Raw genomic sequence first — 16,669 nt, forward strand, 5'->3', positions numbered from 1 at the left:
GCGCGGCGGGTCACACACCGATGAGCTCGCGGCTGCCGGGCATCGGCAGCGCGAGCGTCGAGTCCAGGAGGGACCGCAGTGCCGCGCGGGGCTCGGCCGCGCAGCTGAGCCCGTCGAGCAGGTCGCAGGCCTTGCCGTGCAACCGGCGCAGGTCCCGCGCGTAGGCCGAGACGGTTCGCGGTGAGCGCAGGAGGTCGCGCAGCACGGCGTGGCAGCTGGGATCGCCGGCGGGCACGGACCTCAGCAGGTGGGTGAGCTCCTGCGCCATGCCGGCGTTGGCCTGCCGGAAGGCGTGGGCGAGCAGCAGGGGTGGCACGACGAGCCGCGGGTGGCCGTCGAGGTCCACAGTGGACCGGGCGTGGTCGGCGTGCAGCTGCCGCAGTGCGCCGTAGAGCGCGCCGAACCTGCGCCACTCGTCGACGGCCTGACCGTCGGTGAGGTAGGTGGCCATGGCCGCGTCCCTGGCGTAGGCGGCCCCTGCCAGCCCGAGGTTCCGCGCCAGCACCGCCTTGCGGCTGGTGTCGCTGACCAGGCGGCCCTGCTCGGCCAGTCTGGTCTCGATCGCCGAGGTGGTCGAGCGGGCGATCTCGTCGAACCACCCGAGCTTGCAGCTGTCGGGTGCCCGGACCGGGTGCAGGTGCCGCATCGCGAGCATCGCGCCGCACTGCGCGCCGGGGGCGTCCGACTCGGCCGAGATCCACCACAGCGCGGAGGCGACGCACAACGGCAAGGCCTTCTTCGGGTTCTCACCTCTCGCCGCCACGACGATCGCGGCGAAGACCCGTTCGGAGATCGTGGCCCGGGCGCGCGTCGCCTGCGTCGTGACCTTGGCCGCCAGGTGGGGCAGTTCGGCGATGATCGAACGGAGGGCGGTGGTCAACGCCTCGCGCAGCACCTGCGTCTGCTCGTCGACCAGCCGCGTTGCTGGGGTGATCACGCGGCCAGCCTGACACGTCACGGGCCGGTCACCCGGTGGTCGTCAAGGATTCCCGAAAGAGTCGGAATCACTCCGTCGTGCCCACGCGTGGGGCGTCACGCTGCGTTAGCGTCCGGACGTGGCCGGAATCCCTGCGAAGAACTCCGAACAAAGTGCGAAATTCGCGCATTGCGTTCGAAATGCTGAACGGGGTTCCATGGACTGAACGAAAGGTGGTGATGTGCCGGTGCGGGAGGCACTGGAGGTTCTCATCGAGGATCCCAGGTTCACCGAGTTGATCGATCCGCGGCACGGGCTGGAACGGCTCGGCGGCGGGGCGACGTGGAGCGAGGGGCCGTTGTGGCTGCCCTCCGAGAACGCCGTGATCTGGTCCGACATCCCGGGCAACCGGATCCTGCGCTGGTCGGCGGCGACCGGCGAGGTGACGGTGGACCGCACGGACGTCGAGTTCACCAACGGCCGCACCCTCGACCGCCAGGGACGGGTCGTGGCCTGTTCGCACGGCAGGCGCGCGGTCGAGCGCACCGAACCGGACGGCACGACGGCCGTGCTGGTCGACCACTTCGGGTCGGCCCGGCTCAACTCTCCCAACGACGTCGTGGTCGCGTCCGACGACGCGATCTGGTTCACCGATCCGCCGTACGGGATCATCCAGCCGCACGAGGGACATCCCGGCGAGCGGGAGTACGGCGCCCACTACGTGTTCCGGTTCGTCCCCGCCACCGGTGAGCTGACCGCGCTGGTGGTCGACATGGAGGAGCCGAACGGGCTGGCGTTCTCCCCGGACGAACGGCGCCTCTACGTCTCCGACACGTCCTCCGCGCTGCGCACCGACGGCAGCGGGCAGCACTGCATCCGGGTCTACGACGTCAGCAGCGACTGGGAGTGCCGCGACGGCCGGGTGTTCGCCGAGATCGAACCCGGTGTGGCGGACGGCTTCCGGGTCGACGAGCACGGCAACGTCTGGACCTCCAGCGCGGATTCGGTGCAGGTCTACGCACCGGACGGCACCCGCCTCGGCAAGATCCCGGTGCCCGAGAAGGTCGGCAACGTGTGCTTCGGCGGACCGGACGGCGACGAGCTGTTCATCGCCGCCACCACGAGCCTCTACCGCGTCCGGACCAGGACCGGGGGAGCGGTCTGATGACCGCCGTGCTGAGCGTCCGGCACCTGGTGAAGTCGTTCCACGGCAACAGAGCCGTGGACGACGTCTCGTTCGAGGTGAACCGGGGTGAGATCGTCGCGCTGCTCGGCGAGAACGGCGCCGGCAAGTCCACGGTGATCAAGGTGCTCGCCGGGGTGCACCGCAGGGACTCCGGCGAGGTGGTCGCCGACGGCGACATCGCGTTCGTGCACCAGGACCTCGGGCTCGTCGAGTGGATGACCGTCGCGGAGAACATCGCGATGGCGACGGGGTTCCCGCGCCGCAACGGTTTCATCTCCTGGCGCGCGGTGCGCGAGCAGGCGGAGCGGACCCTGGAGCTCGTCGGTGCCGGCATCGACCCGGACGCGCGGGTGTTCGACCTGCCCCGCACCGAACGTTCACTGCTCGCGATCGCCCGCGCCCTCGTGAACGACCCGCGGCTGCTCGTGCTGGACGAGCCCACGGCCAGCCTGCCCCAGGCCGACGTCGAACGCCTCTTCACCGTGCTGCGCGGCTTGCGCGACAAGGGCGTCGGCATGATCTACGTGTCGCACCGCCTCGACGAGGTCTACGAGATCGCCGACTCCGTCGTGGTCATGCGCGATGGCGGTGTCGTGGCCAACGCGCCGACGAGCGACATCCCGCCGGACGAGCTGGTCCGGCTGATCGTCGGCAGGGACACCGAGTTCGCCGCTCCCGGCGCGCTGGGGCACGCCGTCCGGCTCGACCTGCGCGAGCTGTGCGTCGGTGACGTCGGTCCGGTCGAGCTGACCGTGCGGGCGGGCGAGGTCGTCGGTCTCGTCGGGCTGCGCGGGGCCGGACAGGACGAGATCGGCCGAGCCGTCGCGGGCGAGAAGCGGCCCACCTCCGGCCGGATGTTCCTGGACGGCGAGGAGTTCCGGCCACGCGACACCGCGGCGGCCGTGGCGGCGGGGGTGGGCTTCACCACCTCGAACCGGGAGACCGACGGCGTCGCGAGCGGGATGTCGGTGCGGGAGAACCTCTTCCTCAACCCGGAGGTGTGGGGACGACGGCTGTTCTCCGTCTCCGGGACCGCCGGTGAGCGGTCGCGGGCCGCCGCGCTGGTGCGGGAGTACGGCGTCCGCCCGGCCGATCCGGAGGCGCCGATCGACACGTTGTCCGGCGGCAACCAGCAGAAAGTGGTGCTGGCGCGCTGGTTCTCGGTCGGCAGGGCCGTGACGGTGCTGGAGGAGCCGACCATGGGCGTCGACATCGGCGCCAAGGCGGACATCTACGCGTTGCTGCGCAACGCGGGCCAGCGCGGCATGGGCACCCTCGTGGTCTCGACGGATCTCGAAGAGGTCGCCGCGGTGTGCCATCGCGCGCTGGTGTTCGAACGGGGCCGCGTGACGCGGTCGCTCGCGGGGGACGAGCTGACGGTGCGCGCACTGGTCGCCGCCGTCTCGGGGTTGACGGACAAGGCTTGACGGACAAGGGAGTCTGATGCCAACGCACACCTCGGTGCGGTCGACCGCGCTGGAGCCGCGCAGGGGCGCCTCCGCCGGGCACCGGCTGGTCACCGTGTACGGCATGGTGCTGGTCGCCGTGGCGTTGTTCCTGATGTTCACCGCGCTGGCACCGGACACGTTCGCCACCGGACTGAACTTCCGGCTGCTCGCGGCGGGCAACGCGGTGCCGCTCGTCCTCGCGCTCGCGGTGACCGTCCCGATGATCGCGGGCAAGATCGACCTCTCGGCCGGGTATGCGCTCGGGCTCTGGCAGGTGCTCGCGTTGTCGTTGCAGCTCAAGGGTTTCGACTACCGGCTCGTGATCGTGCTGGTGCTCGCCGGCGGTGCGGTGGTCGGCCTGGTCAACGCGCTGCTGGTGGAACTGGCCCAGGTCGACGCCTTCGTGGCGACCCTCGCGACCGGGCAGGTGGTCTTCTCGATCACCTACTGGTACACCGGCGGCAAGCAGGTCGTCGACGCCGAGGGCGCGCGGGCCGCGTACTTCGACGCGATCGCGACGTGGTCGCTCGGCCCGGTGCCCGGCCCGTTCGTGATCGCGGTGCTGCTCGTGGTGGCGCTGTGGGTCGTCCTGGAACGCCTCCCGGTCGGCCGGTACCTGTACGCGGTGGGCGCGAACCCGCGCGCCGCCGAGCTCACCGGCATCCGGCGCCGCCGGTACGTCGTCGGGTCGATGGTGGCGTCCGGGGTGTTGTGCGCTGTCGCCGGAATCCTGCTGGCGGCCCGGCAGGGCGGGGTGGCGCAGGCCAACATCGGCCCCGACTTCCTGCTGCCCGCGCTCGCCGCCGCGTTCCTCGGCTCGACCACGATCCGGCCCGGCCGGGTCAACGCCTGGGGCACGCTGCTCGGCGTCGTCGTCACCACGATCGGCATCTCCGGACTGCAGCAGCTGCTGCCCGGCCGGTTCTACCTGGAGCCGTTGTTCAACGGGCTGACCCTGGTCGCGGCGATCACGATCGCCAGCGTCGCGAGCCGCAAACGCCTGGCCCGCGCGGAAAAGCACCAGCTCGCGCCGGAGGCTGCGAAGTGAGGACCATCGCCGTGCTCGTGGCGGTGCTCGCCGCCACCGCCTGTGCCAGCCCGACCGTGGCCGAGCTCGAAGGCAGGCGTTCCGGGGCCAACGCACCGGCCCGTCCGCTCACCCCGCCGGGAGTCACCGACGTGCTCGCGGACGCCCGTACGCGCGTCGACGAGAACCTGAACGGGCGCAACGGGTTCACCCCGCCGTCCAACCCGTCACCGGCGGTGCGCGAGGGCGGCACCATCGCGTTCGTCGCCGCCGACCTCACCAACGGCGGGATCAACACCGTCAGCCAGGGCGTGACCGAGGCGGCGGCCGCGATCGGCTGGCAGGTCGTGCTCTTCGACGGCAAGGGCAGCGCCCAGGGCCGCGCGGACGCGTTGAACCAGGCGATCGCCCTGCGGCCGGCCGGAATCGTGCTCGGCGGGTTCGACGCCACCGAACAGGCGGCCACGATCAAGCAGGCGGGTGTGCCCGTCGTCGGCTGGCACGCCGGTCCGGAACCGGGCCGCATCCCGCACGCCGGGGTGTTCACCAACGTCACGACCGACCCGCTCGAAGTCGCCTGGCTGGCGGCGGCCTACGCGGTTGCCGAGTCCGGCGGCAGTGCGGGGGTGGTGGTGCTGACGGACTCCCAGTACGAGATCGCCGTCCGCAAGGCCCAGGCCATGCGCGCTTACGTCGAACTGTGTTCGGGTTGCGCTGTTCTGTCCTATGAGGACTCCCCGATCGCCGACGCCGACGCGCGCATGCCGAGCCTGGTCTCGTCGTTGTTGCAGCGCAACGGCGACCGCCTCGGCTACCTGCTCGGCGTGAACGGCAACTACTTCGGCGCGGCCAAGTCCGCGCTGCGCGACGCGGGACGACCGGGCGCGGGGCCGCCGTTCTCGATCGCCGCCGGTGACGGTGACGCGGCGGAGTTCCAGCGCATCCGCACCGGCGACTACCAGGCGGCGACCGTGGCCGAGCCGATGCTGCTGCACGGCTGGCAGCTCGTCGACGAGCTCAACCGCGCGGTCGCGGGCAGGGACCCCTCGGGGTTCGTGGCCAAGCCCGCGTTGATCACCAAGCGTTCGGTGCCGTCGGGAGCGGTCTTCGACCCGCAGTCCGGCTACCGCGAGATCTACCGGAAGGTGTGGGGAAAGTCGTGACTGAAGTCGGTGTCGTCGGGCTCGGCGTGATGGGATCCGCCATCACCCGCCGCTTGCTCGCGACCGGGCACGCGGTGCGGGTGCACGACATCCGCGAAGAGGCCGTCGACGAGCTGGTGGCGGAAGGTGCCGCGCGCGCCGCGGGTGCCGCCGAGGTGGCCGAGGCCGGCCTGGTGATCCTGTCGCTGAACACGCCGCAGATCGTGGAACACGCGGTCTTCGGGCCACGCGGCCTGCTGGCCGACCGTTCGCGCGGGGTGGTGGTGATCGACATGTCGAGCACCGATCCCGGCCGCACCCGCGAGTACGCCGCTCGTGCGCGCGAACTCGGTGCCAGGTGGGTGGACGCGCCGCTGTCCGGCGGTGCGCCCGGCGCGCTCAACGGCACGCTGACGCTGATGGTCGGTGGCGAGTCCGCTGACGTCGAAGCCGCCATGCCGGTGCTGAAGGCGCTCGCCACCGGCATCACCCACCTCGGCCCCAGTGGCTCGGGCCAGCTCGTGAAGCTGGTCAACCAGGTGCTCGTCGGCTGCACGTTCGCCGCGCTGGCCGAGTCGGCGGCCCTCGTGCGCGCCGCCGGACTCCAGCCGGAGGACGTGCTCGGCGCACTCGTCGGCGGACGGGCGGACTCCGCGGTGCTCCGCGAGTTCTTCACCAAGTTCGCCGAGCTCGACCTCACCCCGACCGGCCGCCTGCGCAACATGGTGAAGGACCTGGAGTCCGCCCGCGACTACGCCCGCTCGGTCGACATCCCGCTGCCGATCACCTCGGCGGTGTCGGAACTGCACCGCTGGGCGGTCGCCGCGGGCCACGGCGACGCGGACAACGCCGCGTTGATGCACTACTACCGGGAGACGGCATGACGGCGCTGTTCGACCTCACCGGCCGCCGCGCCCTCGTCACGGGCTCAAGCCGCGGCATCGGCCTCGCCCTGGCCCGCGGCCTCGCTCAGGCGGGCGCCGACGTCGTGCTGAACGGCCGCTCCCAGCAGGCGCTGGAAGAGGCAGCGGCGTCGTTTCCCGGCAGGCGTGCGGAGGTGGCCCAGTTCGACGTCACCGACGCCGGCGCCGTCGAGGAAGCGGCGAACAGCCTGGGGCGCATCGACATCCTCGTCAACAACACCGGTGTGCAGCACCGCGAGCCGATGCTCGACGTCTCGGCCGAGAACTTCCGCCGAGTCGTCGACACGAACCTGACCAGCGCCTTCCTCGTCGGCCGCGCGTTCGCCGGGGGCATGGTGCAGCGCGGCTACGGCAAGATCGTCAACGTCTGCTCGGTGCAGAGCTGGCTCGCCCGGCCCGGCATCGCCGCGTACGCCGCGTCGAAGGGCGGCCTGGCCATGCTGACCAAGGGCATGTGCGCGGAGTGGGCCTCGCGCGGGGTCACCGTGAACGGGCTGGCGCCGGGCTACGTGGTGACGGAGCTGACCCAGCCGTTGGTGGACAACCCGGAGTTCGACGCGTGGATTCGCGGCCGCACGCCCGCGGGGCGATGGGCGAGCGTCGAGGACCTGGTGGGCACGCTGGTGTGGTTGTGCGCGCCCGCTTCCGACTTCGTCAACGGCCAGGTGGTGGCCGTGGACGGTGGATTGACGGCGGTGATCTGACGTGGTGGCAACGATGCCCGCCGTCGTCGCCCACGGCGCGAACGACCTGCGACTGGAAGAACTCCCGGTGCCCGCACCAGGTCCCGGCGAGGTCGCGGTGTCCGTCCGCTACGGCGGCATCTGCGGCTCCGACCTGCACTACTGGCGGCACGGCGCGGTCGGCGACTTCCGGCTGCGCGAACCGTTGGTGCTCGGCCACGAGGTGTCCGGGGTGGTGCGCGCGGCCGGACCCGGCGTGACGGCGGTCGAGCCCGGCACCGAGGTGGCGGTGCACCCGGCCACCCCGTGCGGACTGTGCGGGCAGTGCCAGGCGGACCGTCGCAACATCTGCGCGCACACCGCGTACCTGGGCAGCGCCGCGCACTTCCCGCACGTGCAGGGCGGGTTCGCGGGTGTGCTCGTCGTGCCGGAGACCCAGGTGCTGCCGTTGCCCGGAAATCTGAGCCTGCGCAGCGCGGCGTTGGCCGAGCCCGCGTCCGTGGCGTGGCACGCCGTGCGCCGCGCCGGTGACGTCGCGGGCAAGCGCGTGCTGGTGACCGGGGCCGGTCCGATCGGGTGCCTGGTCGTCGCCGCCGCGCGGGCCGCGGGTGCGGCCGAGGTGGTGGTCACCGACGTCTACGACGCACCGCTCGCGGTCGCGGGCAGGGTGGGGGCGACCACGACGATCCGGCTCGGCACGCCCGAGCACGAGACCGTCCAGGACCTCAACGCGGATGTGGCCATCGAGTCCTCCGGCAGTGGCGCGGGCTTCGACACCTGCCTGGACGCGGTGGCTCGCGGCGGGCGGGTGGTCGGGCTCGGGCTGCTGCCGCCGGGCGGGACCCCGGTCGTGCTGAACAAGATCATCACGCGGGAGCTGGACGTCGTCGGCTCGTTCCGCTTCGACCACGAGATGGCCGGCGTGCTGACCGCGTTGGAGGGCACCGAGCCGGTGATCACGGCGACGCTGCCGGTCGAGCGGTTCGGTGAGGCGTTCGAGCTGGCGGCGAACCCCGCGCGCTCGTGCAAGGTGTTGCTGGACTTCGGAACGGGGGAGCGATGAGCCGGTCCAGGATCTTCGTGTCACGGCCGCGGCTGCCCGGTCCCGGCGTCGAGCTGCTCGCGTCGCGGTACCAGGTCGTCCAGTGGCACGACGACACCGCACCCGGACCGGACGACCTGCGCGAGCTCGTGCGCGGGTGCGACGGTGCGCTGCTGCTCGGCAACGACCGGGTGGACGCGGCGCTGCTGGACGCGGCCGGGGGCGGGCTGAAGGCGATCGCGCTGGCGTCCGCCGGGTTCGACGCCGTGGACCAGGACGCCGCCCGCGCGCGCAGCGTGGTCGTCACGCACACACCCGGTGTGCTGGCCGAGAGCACCGCGGACATCGCGCTGTCGTTGATGCTCATGGCCAGGCGCAGGCTGGGGGCCGCCGTCGACTCGTTGCGGCGGGGCGGGTGGCGTTCGTTCCAAATGGACGGTTACCTCGGGCTCGACGTGCACGGCGCCACGCTGGGGCTCGTCGGGTACGGCCAGATCGCGCAGGCCGTCGCGCGCCGGGCCGCCGGGTTCGGGATGTCGGTTCAGCACCACGCCCGCACTCGGCCGGGTGACGCGTACTCGCGCGCGGTCGGCCTCGAAGAGTTGTTGCGCACCAGCGACATCGTGTCGTTGCACGTACCGCTCACACCGGAGACGACCGGCCTGATCGGGGCGCGGGAGCTCGCGCTGATGAAGCCGACCGCGACGCTGGTCAACACGGCCAGGGGAGCGGTGGTGGACGAGGCGGCGTTGCTCACGGCGTTGCGCACTGGCGCGTTGCACTCGGCGGGACTCGACGTGATGAACGACGAACCGCGTTCCGATCCGGCGGATCCGCTCTTCACCGAACCGAACCTGGTGGTGCTGCCGCACGTCGGGTCGGCGACGGAGCGGACGAGGGCGGCGATGGTCGAGCACGCGGCCCGCAACCTGCTCGCGGTGCTCGGTGGTGACCCGGCGCTGACCCCGTTACCCGGTACACCAGCGACGTACTGATCATTTTTTGCGAAATCGGTTGCGCGAAATCCGGAAATGCTTCCCGGTGACGCGCATTGTCCACGATGTGGACGCGTGGTCGAATGGTTTGGACACGGATCATCGCGGACTTCTCGTTCGCTGAAACGCGTGGTGGTGATGGACGAATGACAGGCAGGGACCTGATGGCCGGAATGCACGGCCGCAACATCGCGTTCCTCGACAGCGCTTTTCAGCTGCGCGAGGTGAGCGCCGGGTTCGCGAGGCAGTTCGACTGCCGGCCGGAGGACATGACCGGCGCGGATTTCACCGGCCTGTTCGGGCCCGACCACGAGATGACGCTGCTCGGGCTGTGCCTGTCGCTGCAGAGCCGGGGTGACGGGGCCTTCCGCGAGGACGTCGGCGTGCGCCGCGGCCGGTCGCGCCGGATGCTCGGCGTGGTCGTGCGGGCCGCTCAGGGCGTGCTCGTGGCGTCGGTGCACCCGTCCGCCCGGCCCCACGCCGGGTTCACGCTCAGTGCTTCGAACGCGCGCATCCTGGAACGCGTCGCCGAGGGGCGGACGGTCGACCAGATCGCCGCCGACCTGGACATCGGCGCGCAGACCGCCCGCAACCGCGTCGCCGCGGTGCTGGAGGAGTTCGGCGCCACCAGCCAGGTGTCGGCGGTGTCGAAGGCCTACGCGTGGGGCGTGCTCGACCCCAGCGTGTGGCCGCCGCGCGTGGTGGCGGCGAGGGGCGGCCACACGCCGCAAGTGCTGACCAAGGCCGGGTGAGTGTTTGCGCGGCAAGAACTTCGGCGGGGTCGTCGCCGCGGCCGTGGTGCCGTACGTGCTGGACAAGCGGGCGCCCGCGGGACTGCGCGTCGACCTCGACCGCTTCGAACGCCACTGCACCTGGTTGGTGCGCAACGGGTGCAGCGGGGTGCTGGTGAACTCCTTCGCCCTCGGCGAGTCCGGCTCGCTCACCTACGCCGAGCAACGTGAGGTGACCAGGGCCGCGGTGCGCGCGATCGGTTCGCGCGCCACGGTCGTAGCGGCCGTGCACGACGTCGGCGCCCATCAGGTCGTCGACCGGATCGGGCAGGCGGCCGAGGACGGCGTGGACGCGGTGCTGTGCATGCCGCCGTTGTCCTACGAACCCAGCCACGCGGAGACCATGCTGCACTACGAGGCGGTGACAGCGGCCGGGCTGCCGGTGCTGGTCTGCAACAACCCCGCTGGCTGCCGGGTCGATCTCAGCCCGGCGACCCTGGCCGAGCTGTCGGCGTTTGACAACGTTGTCGGCGTCTGCGACTTCTCCGGTGACGTCACGAAGATCTGGAAGACGCTCGCGCTCGCGCCGGGGACCACGATGATCACGGGCGGGGACGCGATCGTGGTGGACAGCCTGCTCTCGGGCGCCTCCGGGTGGATCGGGGCGCTGCCCAACGTCTTCCCGGAACAGGCGGTCCAGCTGGCCGACCTGCTCGCGTCCGGCCTGCTGGTGGAAGCCGAGGCACTGCGGTGCGCGCTGGACGGCCCATTGCGGTGGTTCGAGCGCCCGGCCGCGGTGCAGATGATCAAGTTCGCGATGGACTACTGCGGCCTGTACGGCGGCCCGTACCGGCCACCCCGGCACGGGCTCGCCGGGAAGGTGCTGTCGCAGGTGCGGCACGACGTGCGGTCCGCCGTGAAATGGCTGACGCCGGGATGACCTCCGCGTCAAATGAGGAAAATACTGCGGGAAATCGGCATTGATCGCGCCGTCCGGCGGTGTCTAGGCTGGTTCCGGCCGCGCTGACGGTGTGGCGGAAATCGTGTCCTGCAGGGGGATCACGATTTCCGTGATCATTGCGGCCGCGTCCTGCGCAGGACGACAGGCGTGCACGGCCCGTCACCATTCCCCGATTCCCGGCGGACCGTGCCGCCTTCTCCCCCGAACGCCCGTCGACCGGACATGGACTCCCGGCCGGCGGGCGTTCGGCTTTCCCGCCGGATTCGCCGCGCGAGTGAGGGATATCCCCGGCAGTCGGGCCGGGGGCCGCCGGAACCGTCCCACGAAGGCACGTTCCGGTGATATCGATTCGCCACATCGGGGAAGTACGAACAGGAGGTCGCATCGTGTCAGCACCCGCGACCAGTGCACGGTCAGCGCACTCACCATCAGCAGCAGGAGGCGTGCTGCTCACCGAGCAGTGCGGCCCGCACGTGCTGCTCCGCCGCGGCGACGAGACACCGCGGGAGACAGCGGTCCTCTCGACCATTCCGGCGGTGCCCGGCACCGTGCTCTTCCTCGCCTCGTCCGGCGCGCACCGCCACCCGGCGTTGTTCGACACGATCAAGGACCGCCTCACGACGCTGTGCTCGTCCGCCGAGGGCGCCTCGCTGGAGTCCGCCTGGCTCGGCGTGTCCGACCTGGGGCACGCGCAGGGAACGTGCGGCCCGTGGCTCAAGGGCGTCGCCGACGACTGCGGCCTGGACGTCTTCGCCCCGGACGGTCCGCTGACCGCGGGCCGCGGCATCGGGCTGTACGTGCACCACGGCACCGGCGGCACCGGCTGGCGGCGCTTCGGCCCCGGCTGCAGCGGCGCCGTGGTGATGAGCTCCCGGTTCCCGATGCCGTCGTGGGAGTACGAGCTGCCGCACAGTCCCGTCGTGGCGCAGGGTGCGGTCGCCGAGTGCATCCCGGCGGGCCTCGCGATCAGGCCGGAGGGAGACCGCCCGGTCGGCCTCTCCGATCCCGCGTTCCAGGTGCCGCTGAACCCGCGCATCCCCAAGCTCGTCGTGGGCGCCGTGGCACCGGCCGCGGTGGTGGAGATCATCAACCGGCTCTCCGCCCAGGCCCAGGCCGACCTGCTCCTGGTCCCCGCGGCACTGACGGTGACGGCACCGGAGTGGTCGCGCACGCTCGCCCGCCTGCTGGGCCGCGCGATCACGATCAGCACGGGCCTGCAGGTGATGGGCAAGGACGGTCTCGTCCGCACCGTCGTGCCGGACGCCTCGGTGACCGAACCGCTCACCCCGCTCGCCACCATGCTGCGCCAGTCGCCCGGCGGTGAGCCGCCGCAGGTGATCGACGTCGCCCCCGCTCCCGCCGGTTGGCAGCTCGACGGCTCGAACCGCTATCGGCTGCTGTCTTCCCTCGACGTGGTCGCCGAAGTGGTGCCGGGTGGCGTGCACGTGCTGCTGGACGGCGAGCAGTCGGCCGTAGGCACCCGGTTCGACCCGAAGTGGTGGACGCTGGCGCTCGGCGCGCACGGCCGCGAGGTCACCGAGCGCGAGCTCGACGCCGCCCAGCTGCTGATCGACCAGTTCGGCCCGGCGCACCGGCGCGCCTCCCGCATCCGTCCACTCGGGACGTTCGACCCCGCCGCGATCGCCGCGCTGGAGTCGCGCGCGTGGTCGTTGCGGGCACGGGAGAGTGCCGCGCCACCGCCTCGCTTCGTGCACGGCGTCGACGCGCGGCCGTCGGTCGAAAAGGCGCCTGTGGTCGAGGAGACGGCCCCGGTTCCCGCGGTTCGGACGTCGAACGGTCCGTCGGTCCAGGCGACTGGACCGGTGCGGGAACCCGTTGCCGCGCAACGTCCTGAGACGATCGCCGCCCCGGCTGTCAGCGCACCGCCCGCGGACGAACCGCTCGCCGTCGCCCAGGCCGTTGCGGCGCCGGTGGTGGCCGCACCGCCGCCCCCGGTCGTTCCGATCGTCACCGTGTCCGGCCCGGTGACGCCGCCGGTCGCTGCCGAACCGGAGCGCCCGGTCGAACCCCCCTTCACCGAACCGGAACCGGAGGTGCCGGTCGTTCGCGAGGTTCGCGCCGCGACCGTCGTCGAGTTCGCCGACCGCTCCAGCACCGCCGCCGAGCAGTCACGGCTCGCGGTCAGCGCCGGAACCCACTACACCGAAGCGCTGGCCGCCGTGAACGTCGGTCTCTCGGCGTGGCCGATGCTGCGCCCCGAGGCCAAGGCGGACTACGTCGCGGTCTGCCTGCTGCTCGGCACCGGCGCGGCCGGCGCGGTGGCGCTGAACCGGGGGCTGGGGGAGGGGGCGCCGGAGCCGTTCGACGGCTACCTGGCCTGCCTGACCTCAGGCCTGCGCCGCCTGCCCACGCACCGCAAAGTCGTGCTGCGCCAGGAGAAGCTGCACGGCCGGCAGCCGTACCCGGTGGGCACGGTGCTGATCGAGCCCGGCTTCCTCAGCGCGAGCGCCCAGCTCGACGTCACGACCCCGGGCGCGGACCTCGACGTGCTGATCTGGCCCGCCACCGCGCGGCGCACGTCGGAGCTGTTCATGGGCCGGGCGTTCGAGGAGACGGTGTTCCACGGCGGCTGCCGGCTCAAGGTGCTCGGCCTGCGCGTCGACGAGTCCGAACAGGACGGTGACGTGCCGCGGCCGCGGCAGGCGCTGCTGGTGCGCGAGCTGCTGCCCGGTGAGGACCCCGGCGCGGCGGACGCCCGCGACGACGCGGCACTGGCCAAGCTCGACCAGGCCTGGCGGACCCGCCGGGCCGCGGCCGCGCGACTGGTGGACGACGAGGACCACGTGGCGCGGCTGACCACACCGATGCCGGAGGCCACGTCGTGATCCGCGAGGTGCTGCTGGCCGCCGCGCTGGTGCTCGTCGCCACGCCGTTGCCCGCCAACGCCCAGCCGGGCGTCCTCCGTCCCGGTCAGGAGTGCCTCGGCGCACCGCCTGGCAAGATCACCGACGTGCCGTGGGCGCAGCGACAGCTGGCGCCGCAACGGGTCTGGCCGCTCACCCGAGGCGGGGGAGTGACGGTCGGCGTCGTGGACACCGGTGTCGACGCGGGCAGCCCGCAGTTGGCCGGCCGCGTCCAGCAGGGGCTGGACGTGCGCAATCCGGGCGGGAAACCCGCGAACAACGACTGCTTCGGTCACGGCACGTTCGTGGCGGGCATCATCGCCGCCGCGACCGCCGGCGACACGTTGTTCGCCGGCATGGCACCGGACGCCACCATCCTGCCCGTCCGCGTCGCGAACGAGGGGAAGGACACGACGGCCGCGTTGCTCGCGCAGGGCATCCGTGCCGCTGTGGACGGTGGTGTGCGCGTGCTGAACCTGTCGGCCAGTGCGGGCGGCCCCACCCCGGAGCTCACCGCCGCCGTCGCCTACGCGGCCGAACGGGACGTGCTGATCGTGTCGGCCTCCGGCAACAACGACAACGACAGCGGCCCGACACCGTACCCCGCCACCGACAAGTCGGTGCTCGCGGTCGGTGCGGTGGACCAGGAGGGCAAGCGCGCGTCGTTCTCGCTGGCCGGCCCGCACCTCGGGCTGGCGGCTCCCGGCGTGAACGTGTGCAGCGTCGGCCCCGGCGGTCCCGGCCAGTGGGAGGCCAGCGGCACCAGCTACGCAGCGCCGTTCGTGACCGGCGTGGCCGCGCTCGTCCGCGCCTACCGCCCGAAGCTCACGGCGGCACAGGTGCTGCATCGCCTGGAGGCCACCGCTGACCGCCCACCGGCGAACCTGCCGTCCCCGGAGTTCGGGTGGGGCACGGTGAATCCGCTGGCCGCGGTGACCGCGGTGCTGCCGGAGGAGGGCGAGGCCGGCGCCGTGGTGGCGCCGGTGCCCGCGGCCGCGAGCTTCCCGGTGGCACCGCAGGAGGACCGCGCGAGCACGCTGCTGGTCACGCTCGGGCTCATCGGTGCCGTGGTGGTCGTGGTGGCCGTCGGGTTCGCCGTGCTGGTGCTGCCCGCGGGCCGGCGCCGCCGCTGGGCACCGGCCCGCCGCCTGAACACCGAGAGCTGAGCCCGCTCTCGCCGTCGATGAACGGCGCATTTGTCCACCTCAGGTGGACAAATGCGCCGTTCATCGAGCACCTGGCGCGGCGCGGCTGATCGGGCGGGGTGCTCAAGGCCGGTGTCGGATTTGGCCACTGCCACGCGCCTGCTTCGACGGATTGTCCACTGTTGCCGGGCCCCTCCCGCCCCGAGACTGATCGGGTTCCGATCGATCGTTCTCGATGTGGAAGGAGGGCCGATGCCGCAGGACCTTCAACCGTCGTTGCGCAACCGCCACCTCAGCATGATCGCCATCGCCGGGGTCATCGGCGCCGGGTTGTTCGTCGGCAGCGGGGCGGCGATCGGCAAGGCGGGGCCGGGCGTGCTCGTCTCGTACGCCGCCGCGGGCCTGCTCGTCGTGCTCGTGATGCGGATGCTGGGGGAGATGTCCGCGGCCAACCCGGACACCGGTAGCTTCTCCGCCTACGCCGAGCGCGCGATCGGCCCGTGGGCCGGGTTCTCGATCGGGTGGCTGTACTGGTGGTTCTGGGTCGTGGTGGTCGGCATCGAGGCCACCGCTGGCGCCGCGATCGTGCACCGCTGGGTGCCGGCCGTTCCACAGTGGACGTGGGCGCTCGTGCTGACGGTCCTGTTGACGCTGACGAACCTGTACTCGGTGCGGTCGTTCGGCGAGTTCGAGTTCTGGTTCGCGGGCATCAAGGTCGCGGCGATCACCGTGTTCCTCGTGGTGGGCGTGCTCGCGATCGGTGGTCTGCTGCCGGGCTTCGCGTCTCCCGGCACGGCCAACCTCACCGGTCACGGCGGGTTCTTCCCGCAGGGCAGCGGTCCGGTGTTCGCGGCGATGCTCGTCGTGGTCTTCTCGTTCTTCGGCGCCGAGATCGCCACGGTCGCGGCGGGGGAGTCGGAGAACCCCGTGCAGGCCGTGCGCACCGCGGTGCGGTCCGTGGTGTGGCGCATCCTGGTCTTCTACATCGGGTCGATCGCCGTCGTCGTCACGCTGCTGCCGTGGAACGACGCCAACGTGGCCAAGAGCCCGTACGTCGCGGTGCTGGACACGCTGGGACTGCCCGCGGCCGCGGTCGTCATGGACGTCGTGGTGCTCACGTCGGTGCTGTCGTGCCTGAACTCCGGCCTGTTCACGGCGTCCCGCATGGTGTTCTCGCTCGCCCGCCGCGGCGAGGCCCCCGCGGTGTTCGGCCGGGTCTCCCGGCGGGGCGTGCCGACGGTCGCGGTGCTGGCGTCGACCGTCGTCGGGTTCATCACGGTGGCGCTGAACTACCTCTCGCCGGACACCGTGTTCCTGTTCCTGGTGAACTCCTCCGGCGCCGTGGCGGTGTTCGTCTGGCTGACCATCGCGGTGTCCCAGCTGAAGATGCGGCGGCGCCTGGACCAGGAGTCACCTGAGCGCCTCACGCTGCGCATGTGGGGCTACCCCTACCTGACGTGGGCGGCGATCGTCGGCATGGTGGGTTTGCTGGCGGGCATGCTGTTCGACCCGGACGCGCGTTCGCAGCTCCTGCTGAGCCTGCTCGTCGCGGCGGTCGTGGTGGCCGTCGGCGTCGTGCGGACTCGGCGCCGCGTCACGGTGTGAC

Annotated in this window: 14 protein-coding genes; 13 read left to right on the forward strand and 1 reads right to left on the reverse strand. The window is 72.0% G+C overall.

What is annotated here, in order from left to right:
* Positions 1 to 10 precede the first annotated feature (10 nt).
* Positions 11 to 937, reverse strand: coding sequence for a hypothetical protein (locus ABZV40_RS19110; RefSeq protein ID WP_355442758.1), 927 nt, complete (start codon positions 935 to 937; stop codon positions 11 to 13).
* 226 nt (positions 938 to 1,163) lie between these two features.
* Here ABZV40_RS19110 and ABZV40_RS19115 point away from each other — a divergent pair, with 226 nt between their 5' ends.
* The 13 genes from ABZV40_RS19115 to ABZV40_RS19175 all read left to right on the forward strand — a co-directional run bounded on the left by ABZV40_RS19115 (position 1,164) and on the right by ABZV40_RS19175 (position 16,668).
* Positions 1,164 to 2,081: an SMP-30/gluconolactonase/LRE family protein gene (locus ABZV40_RS19115; protein WP_355442760.1), complete on the forward strand. Its 918-nt coding sequence runs from the start codon at positions 1,164 to 1,166 to the stop codon at positions 2,079 to 2,081.
* Complete coding sequence (locus ABZV40_RS19120; protein WP_355442762.1) at positions 2,081 to 3,529, forward strand: sugar ABC transporter ATP-binding protein; 1,449 nt, start codon at positions 2,081 to 2,083, stop codon at positions 3,527 to 3,529. Before ABZV40_RS19115 ends, ABZV40_RS19120 begins: the two co-directional genes overlap by 1 nt.
* A gap of 16 nt (positions 3,530 to 3,545) precedes the next feature.
* Positions 3,546 to 4,598 carry an ABC transporter permease gene (locus ABZV40_RS19125; RefSeq protein WP_355442765.1) on the forward strand — a complete coding sequence of 351 codons (1,053 nt, stop codon included), beginning with the start codon at positions 3,546 to 3,548 and terminating at the stop codon, positions 4,596 to 4,598.
* Positions 4,595 to 5,740: a substrate-binding domain-containing protein gene (locus ABZV40_RS19130; protein WP_355442768.1), complete on the forward strand. Its 1,146-nt coding sequence runs from the start codon at positions 4,595 to 4,597 to the stop codon at positions 5,738 to 5,740. The genes ABZV40_RS19125 and ABZV40_RS19130 overlap by 4 nt, the downstream gene beginning before the upstream one ends.
* The gene (locus tag ABZV40_RS19135) at positions 5,737 to 6,603 is read left to right on the forward strand and encodes an NAD(P)-dependent oxidoreductase (protein WP_355442771.1); all 867 of its coding nucleotides are present in this window, start codon (positions 5,737 to 5,739) and stop codon (positions 6,601 to 6,603) included. The genes ABZV40_RS19130 and ABZV40_RS19135 overlap by 4 nt, the downstream gene beginning before the upstream one ends.
* Positions 6,600 to 7,346 (forward strand): SDR family oxidoreductase, encoded by a 747-nt coding sequence (locus tag ABZV40_RS19140; protein ID WP_355442774.1) that lies wholly within the window; start codon positions 6,600 to 6,602, stop codon positions 7,344 to 7,346. Before ABZV40_RS19135 ends, ABZV40_RS19140 begins: the two co-directional genes overlap by 4 nt.
* A gap of 13 nt (positions 7,347 to 7,359) precedes the next feature.
* Positions 7,360 to 8,388: an L-idonate 5-dehydrogenase gene (locus ABZV40_RS19145; protein WP_355442777.1), complete on the forward strand. Its 1,029-nt coding sequence runs from the start codon at positions 7,360 to 7,362 to the stop codon at positions 8,386 to 8,388.
* Entirely contained in the window at positions 8,385 to 9,362 is a 978-nt protein-coding gene (locus ABZV40_RS19150) for a D-glycerate dehydrogenase (protein WP_355442779.1), read from the forward strand. The genes ABZV40_RS19145 and ABZV40_RS19150 overlap by 4 nt, the downstream gene beginning before the upstream one ends.
* A gap of 146 nt (positions 9,363 to 9,508) precedes the next feature.
* Positions 9,509 to 10,114, forward strand: a complete 606-nt coding sequence (locus ABZV40_RS19155; protein WP_355442781.1) for a LuxR C-terminal-related transcriptional regulator — start codon at positions 9,509 to 9,511, stop codon at positions 10,112 to 10,114.
* Positions 10,115 to 10,118: 4 nt separating this feature from the next.
* Entirely contained in the window at positions 10,119 to 11,033 is a 915-nt protein-coding gene (locus ABZV40_RS19160; RefSeq protein ID WP_355442783.1) for a dihydrodipicolinate synthase family protein, read from the forward strand.
* Positions 11,034 to 11,497: 464 nt separating this feature from the next.
* Complete coding sequence (locus tag ABZV40_RS19165) at positions 11,498 to 13,900, forward strand: hypothetical protein (RefSeq protein ID WP_355442786.1); 2,403 nt, start codon at positions 11,498 to 11,500, stop codon at positions 13,898 to 13,900.
* Positions 13,897 to 15,084 (forward strand): type VII secretion-associated serine protease mycosin, encoded by a 1,188-nt coding sequence (gene mycP, locus ABZV40_RS19170; RefSeq protein WP_355442789.1) that lies wholly within the window; start codon positions 13,897 to 13,899, stop codon positions 15,082 to 15,084. Before ABZV40_RS19165 ends, mycP begins: the two co-directional genes overlap by 4 nt.
* Before the next feature lie 231 nt (positions 15,085 to 15,315).
* Positions 15,316 to 16,668, forward strand: a complete 1,353-nt coding sequence (locus tag ABZV40_RS19175) for an amino acid permease (RefSeq protein WP_355442792.1) — start codon at positions 15,316 to 15,318, stop codon at positions 16,666 to 16,668.
* Position 16,669: the final 1 nt, after the last annotated feature.

The organism is Lentzea sp. NPDC004782, assembly GCF_040609115.1.
Lineage (GTDB): Bacteria > Actinomycetota > Actinomycetes > Mycobacteriales > Pseudonocardiaceae > Lentzea.

Excerpts from the sequence above, each read along its gene's own strand:
- ABZV40_RS19155 (WP_355442781.1), top strand. The coding sequence starts at position 9,509 with ATGACAGGCAGGGACCTGATGGCCGGAATGCACGGCCGCAACATCGCG.
- ABZV40_RS19120 (WP_355442762.1), top strand. The coding sequence starts at position 2,081 with ATGACCGCCGTGCTGAGCGTCCGGCACCTGGTGAAGTCGTTCCACGGC.
- ABZV40_RS19175 (WP_355442792.1), top strand. The coding sequence starts at position 15,316 with ATGCCGCAGGACCTTCAACCGTCGTTGCGCAACCGCCACCTCAGCATG.
- ABZV40_RS19150 (WP_355442779.1), top strand. The coding sequence starts at position 8,385 with ATGAGCCGGTCCAGGATCTTCGTGTCACGGCCGCGGCTGCCCGGTCCC.
- ABZV40_RS19140 (WP_355442774.1), top strand. The coding sequence starts at position 6,600 with ATGACGGCGCTGTTCGACCTCACCGGCCGCCGCGCCCTCGTCACGGGC.
- ABZV40_RS19125 (WP_355442765.1), top strand. The coding sequence starts at position 3,546 with ATGCCAACGCACACCTCGGTGCGGTCGACCGCGCTGGAGCCGCGCAGG.
- ABZV40_RS19145 (WP_355442777.1), top strand. The coding sequence starts at position 7,360 with ATGCCCGCCGTCGTCGCCCACGGCGCGAACGACCTGCGACTGGAAGAA.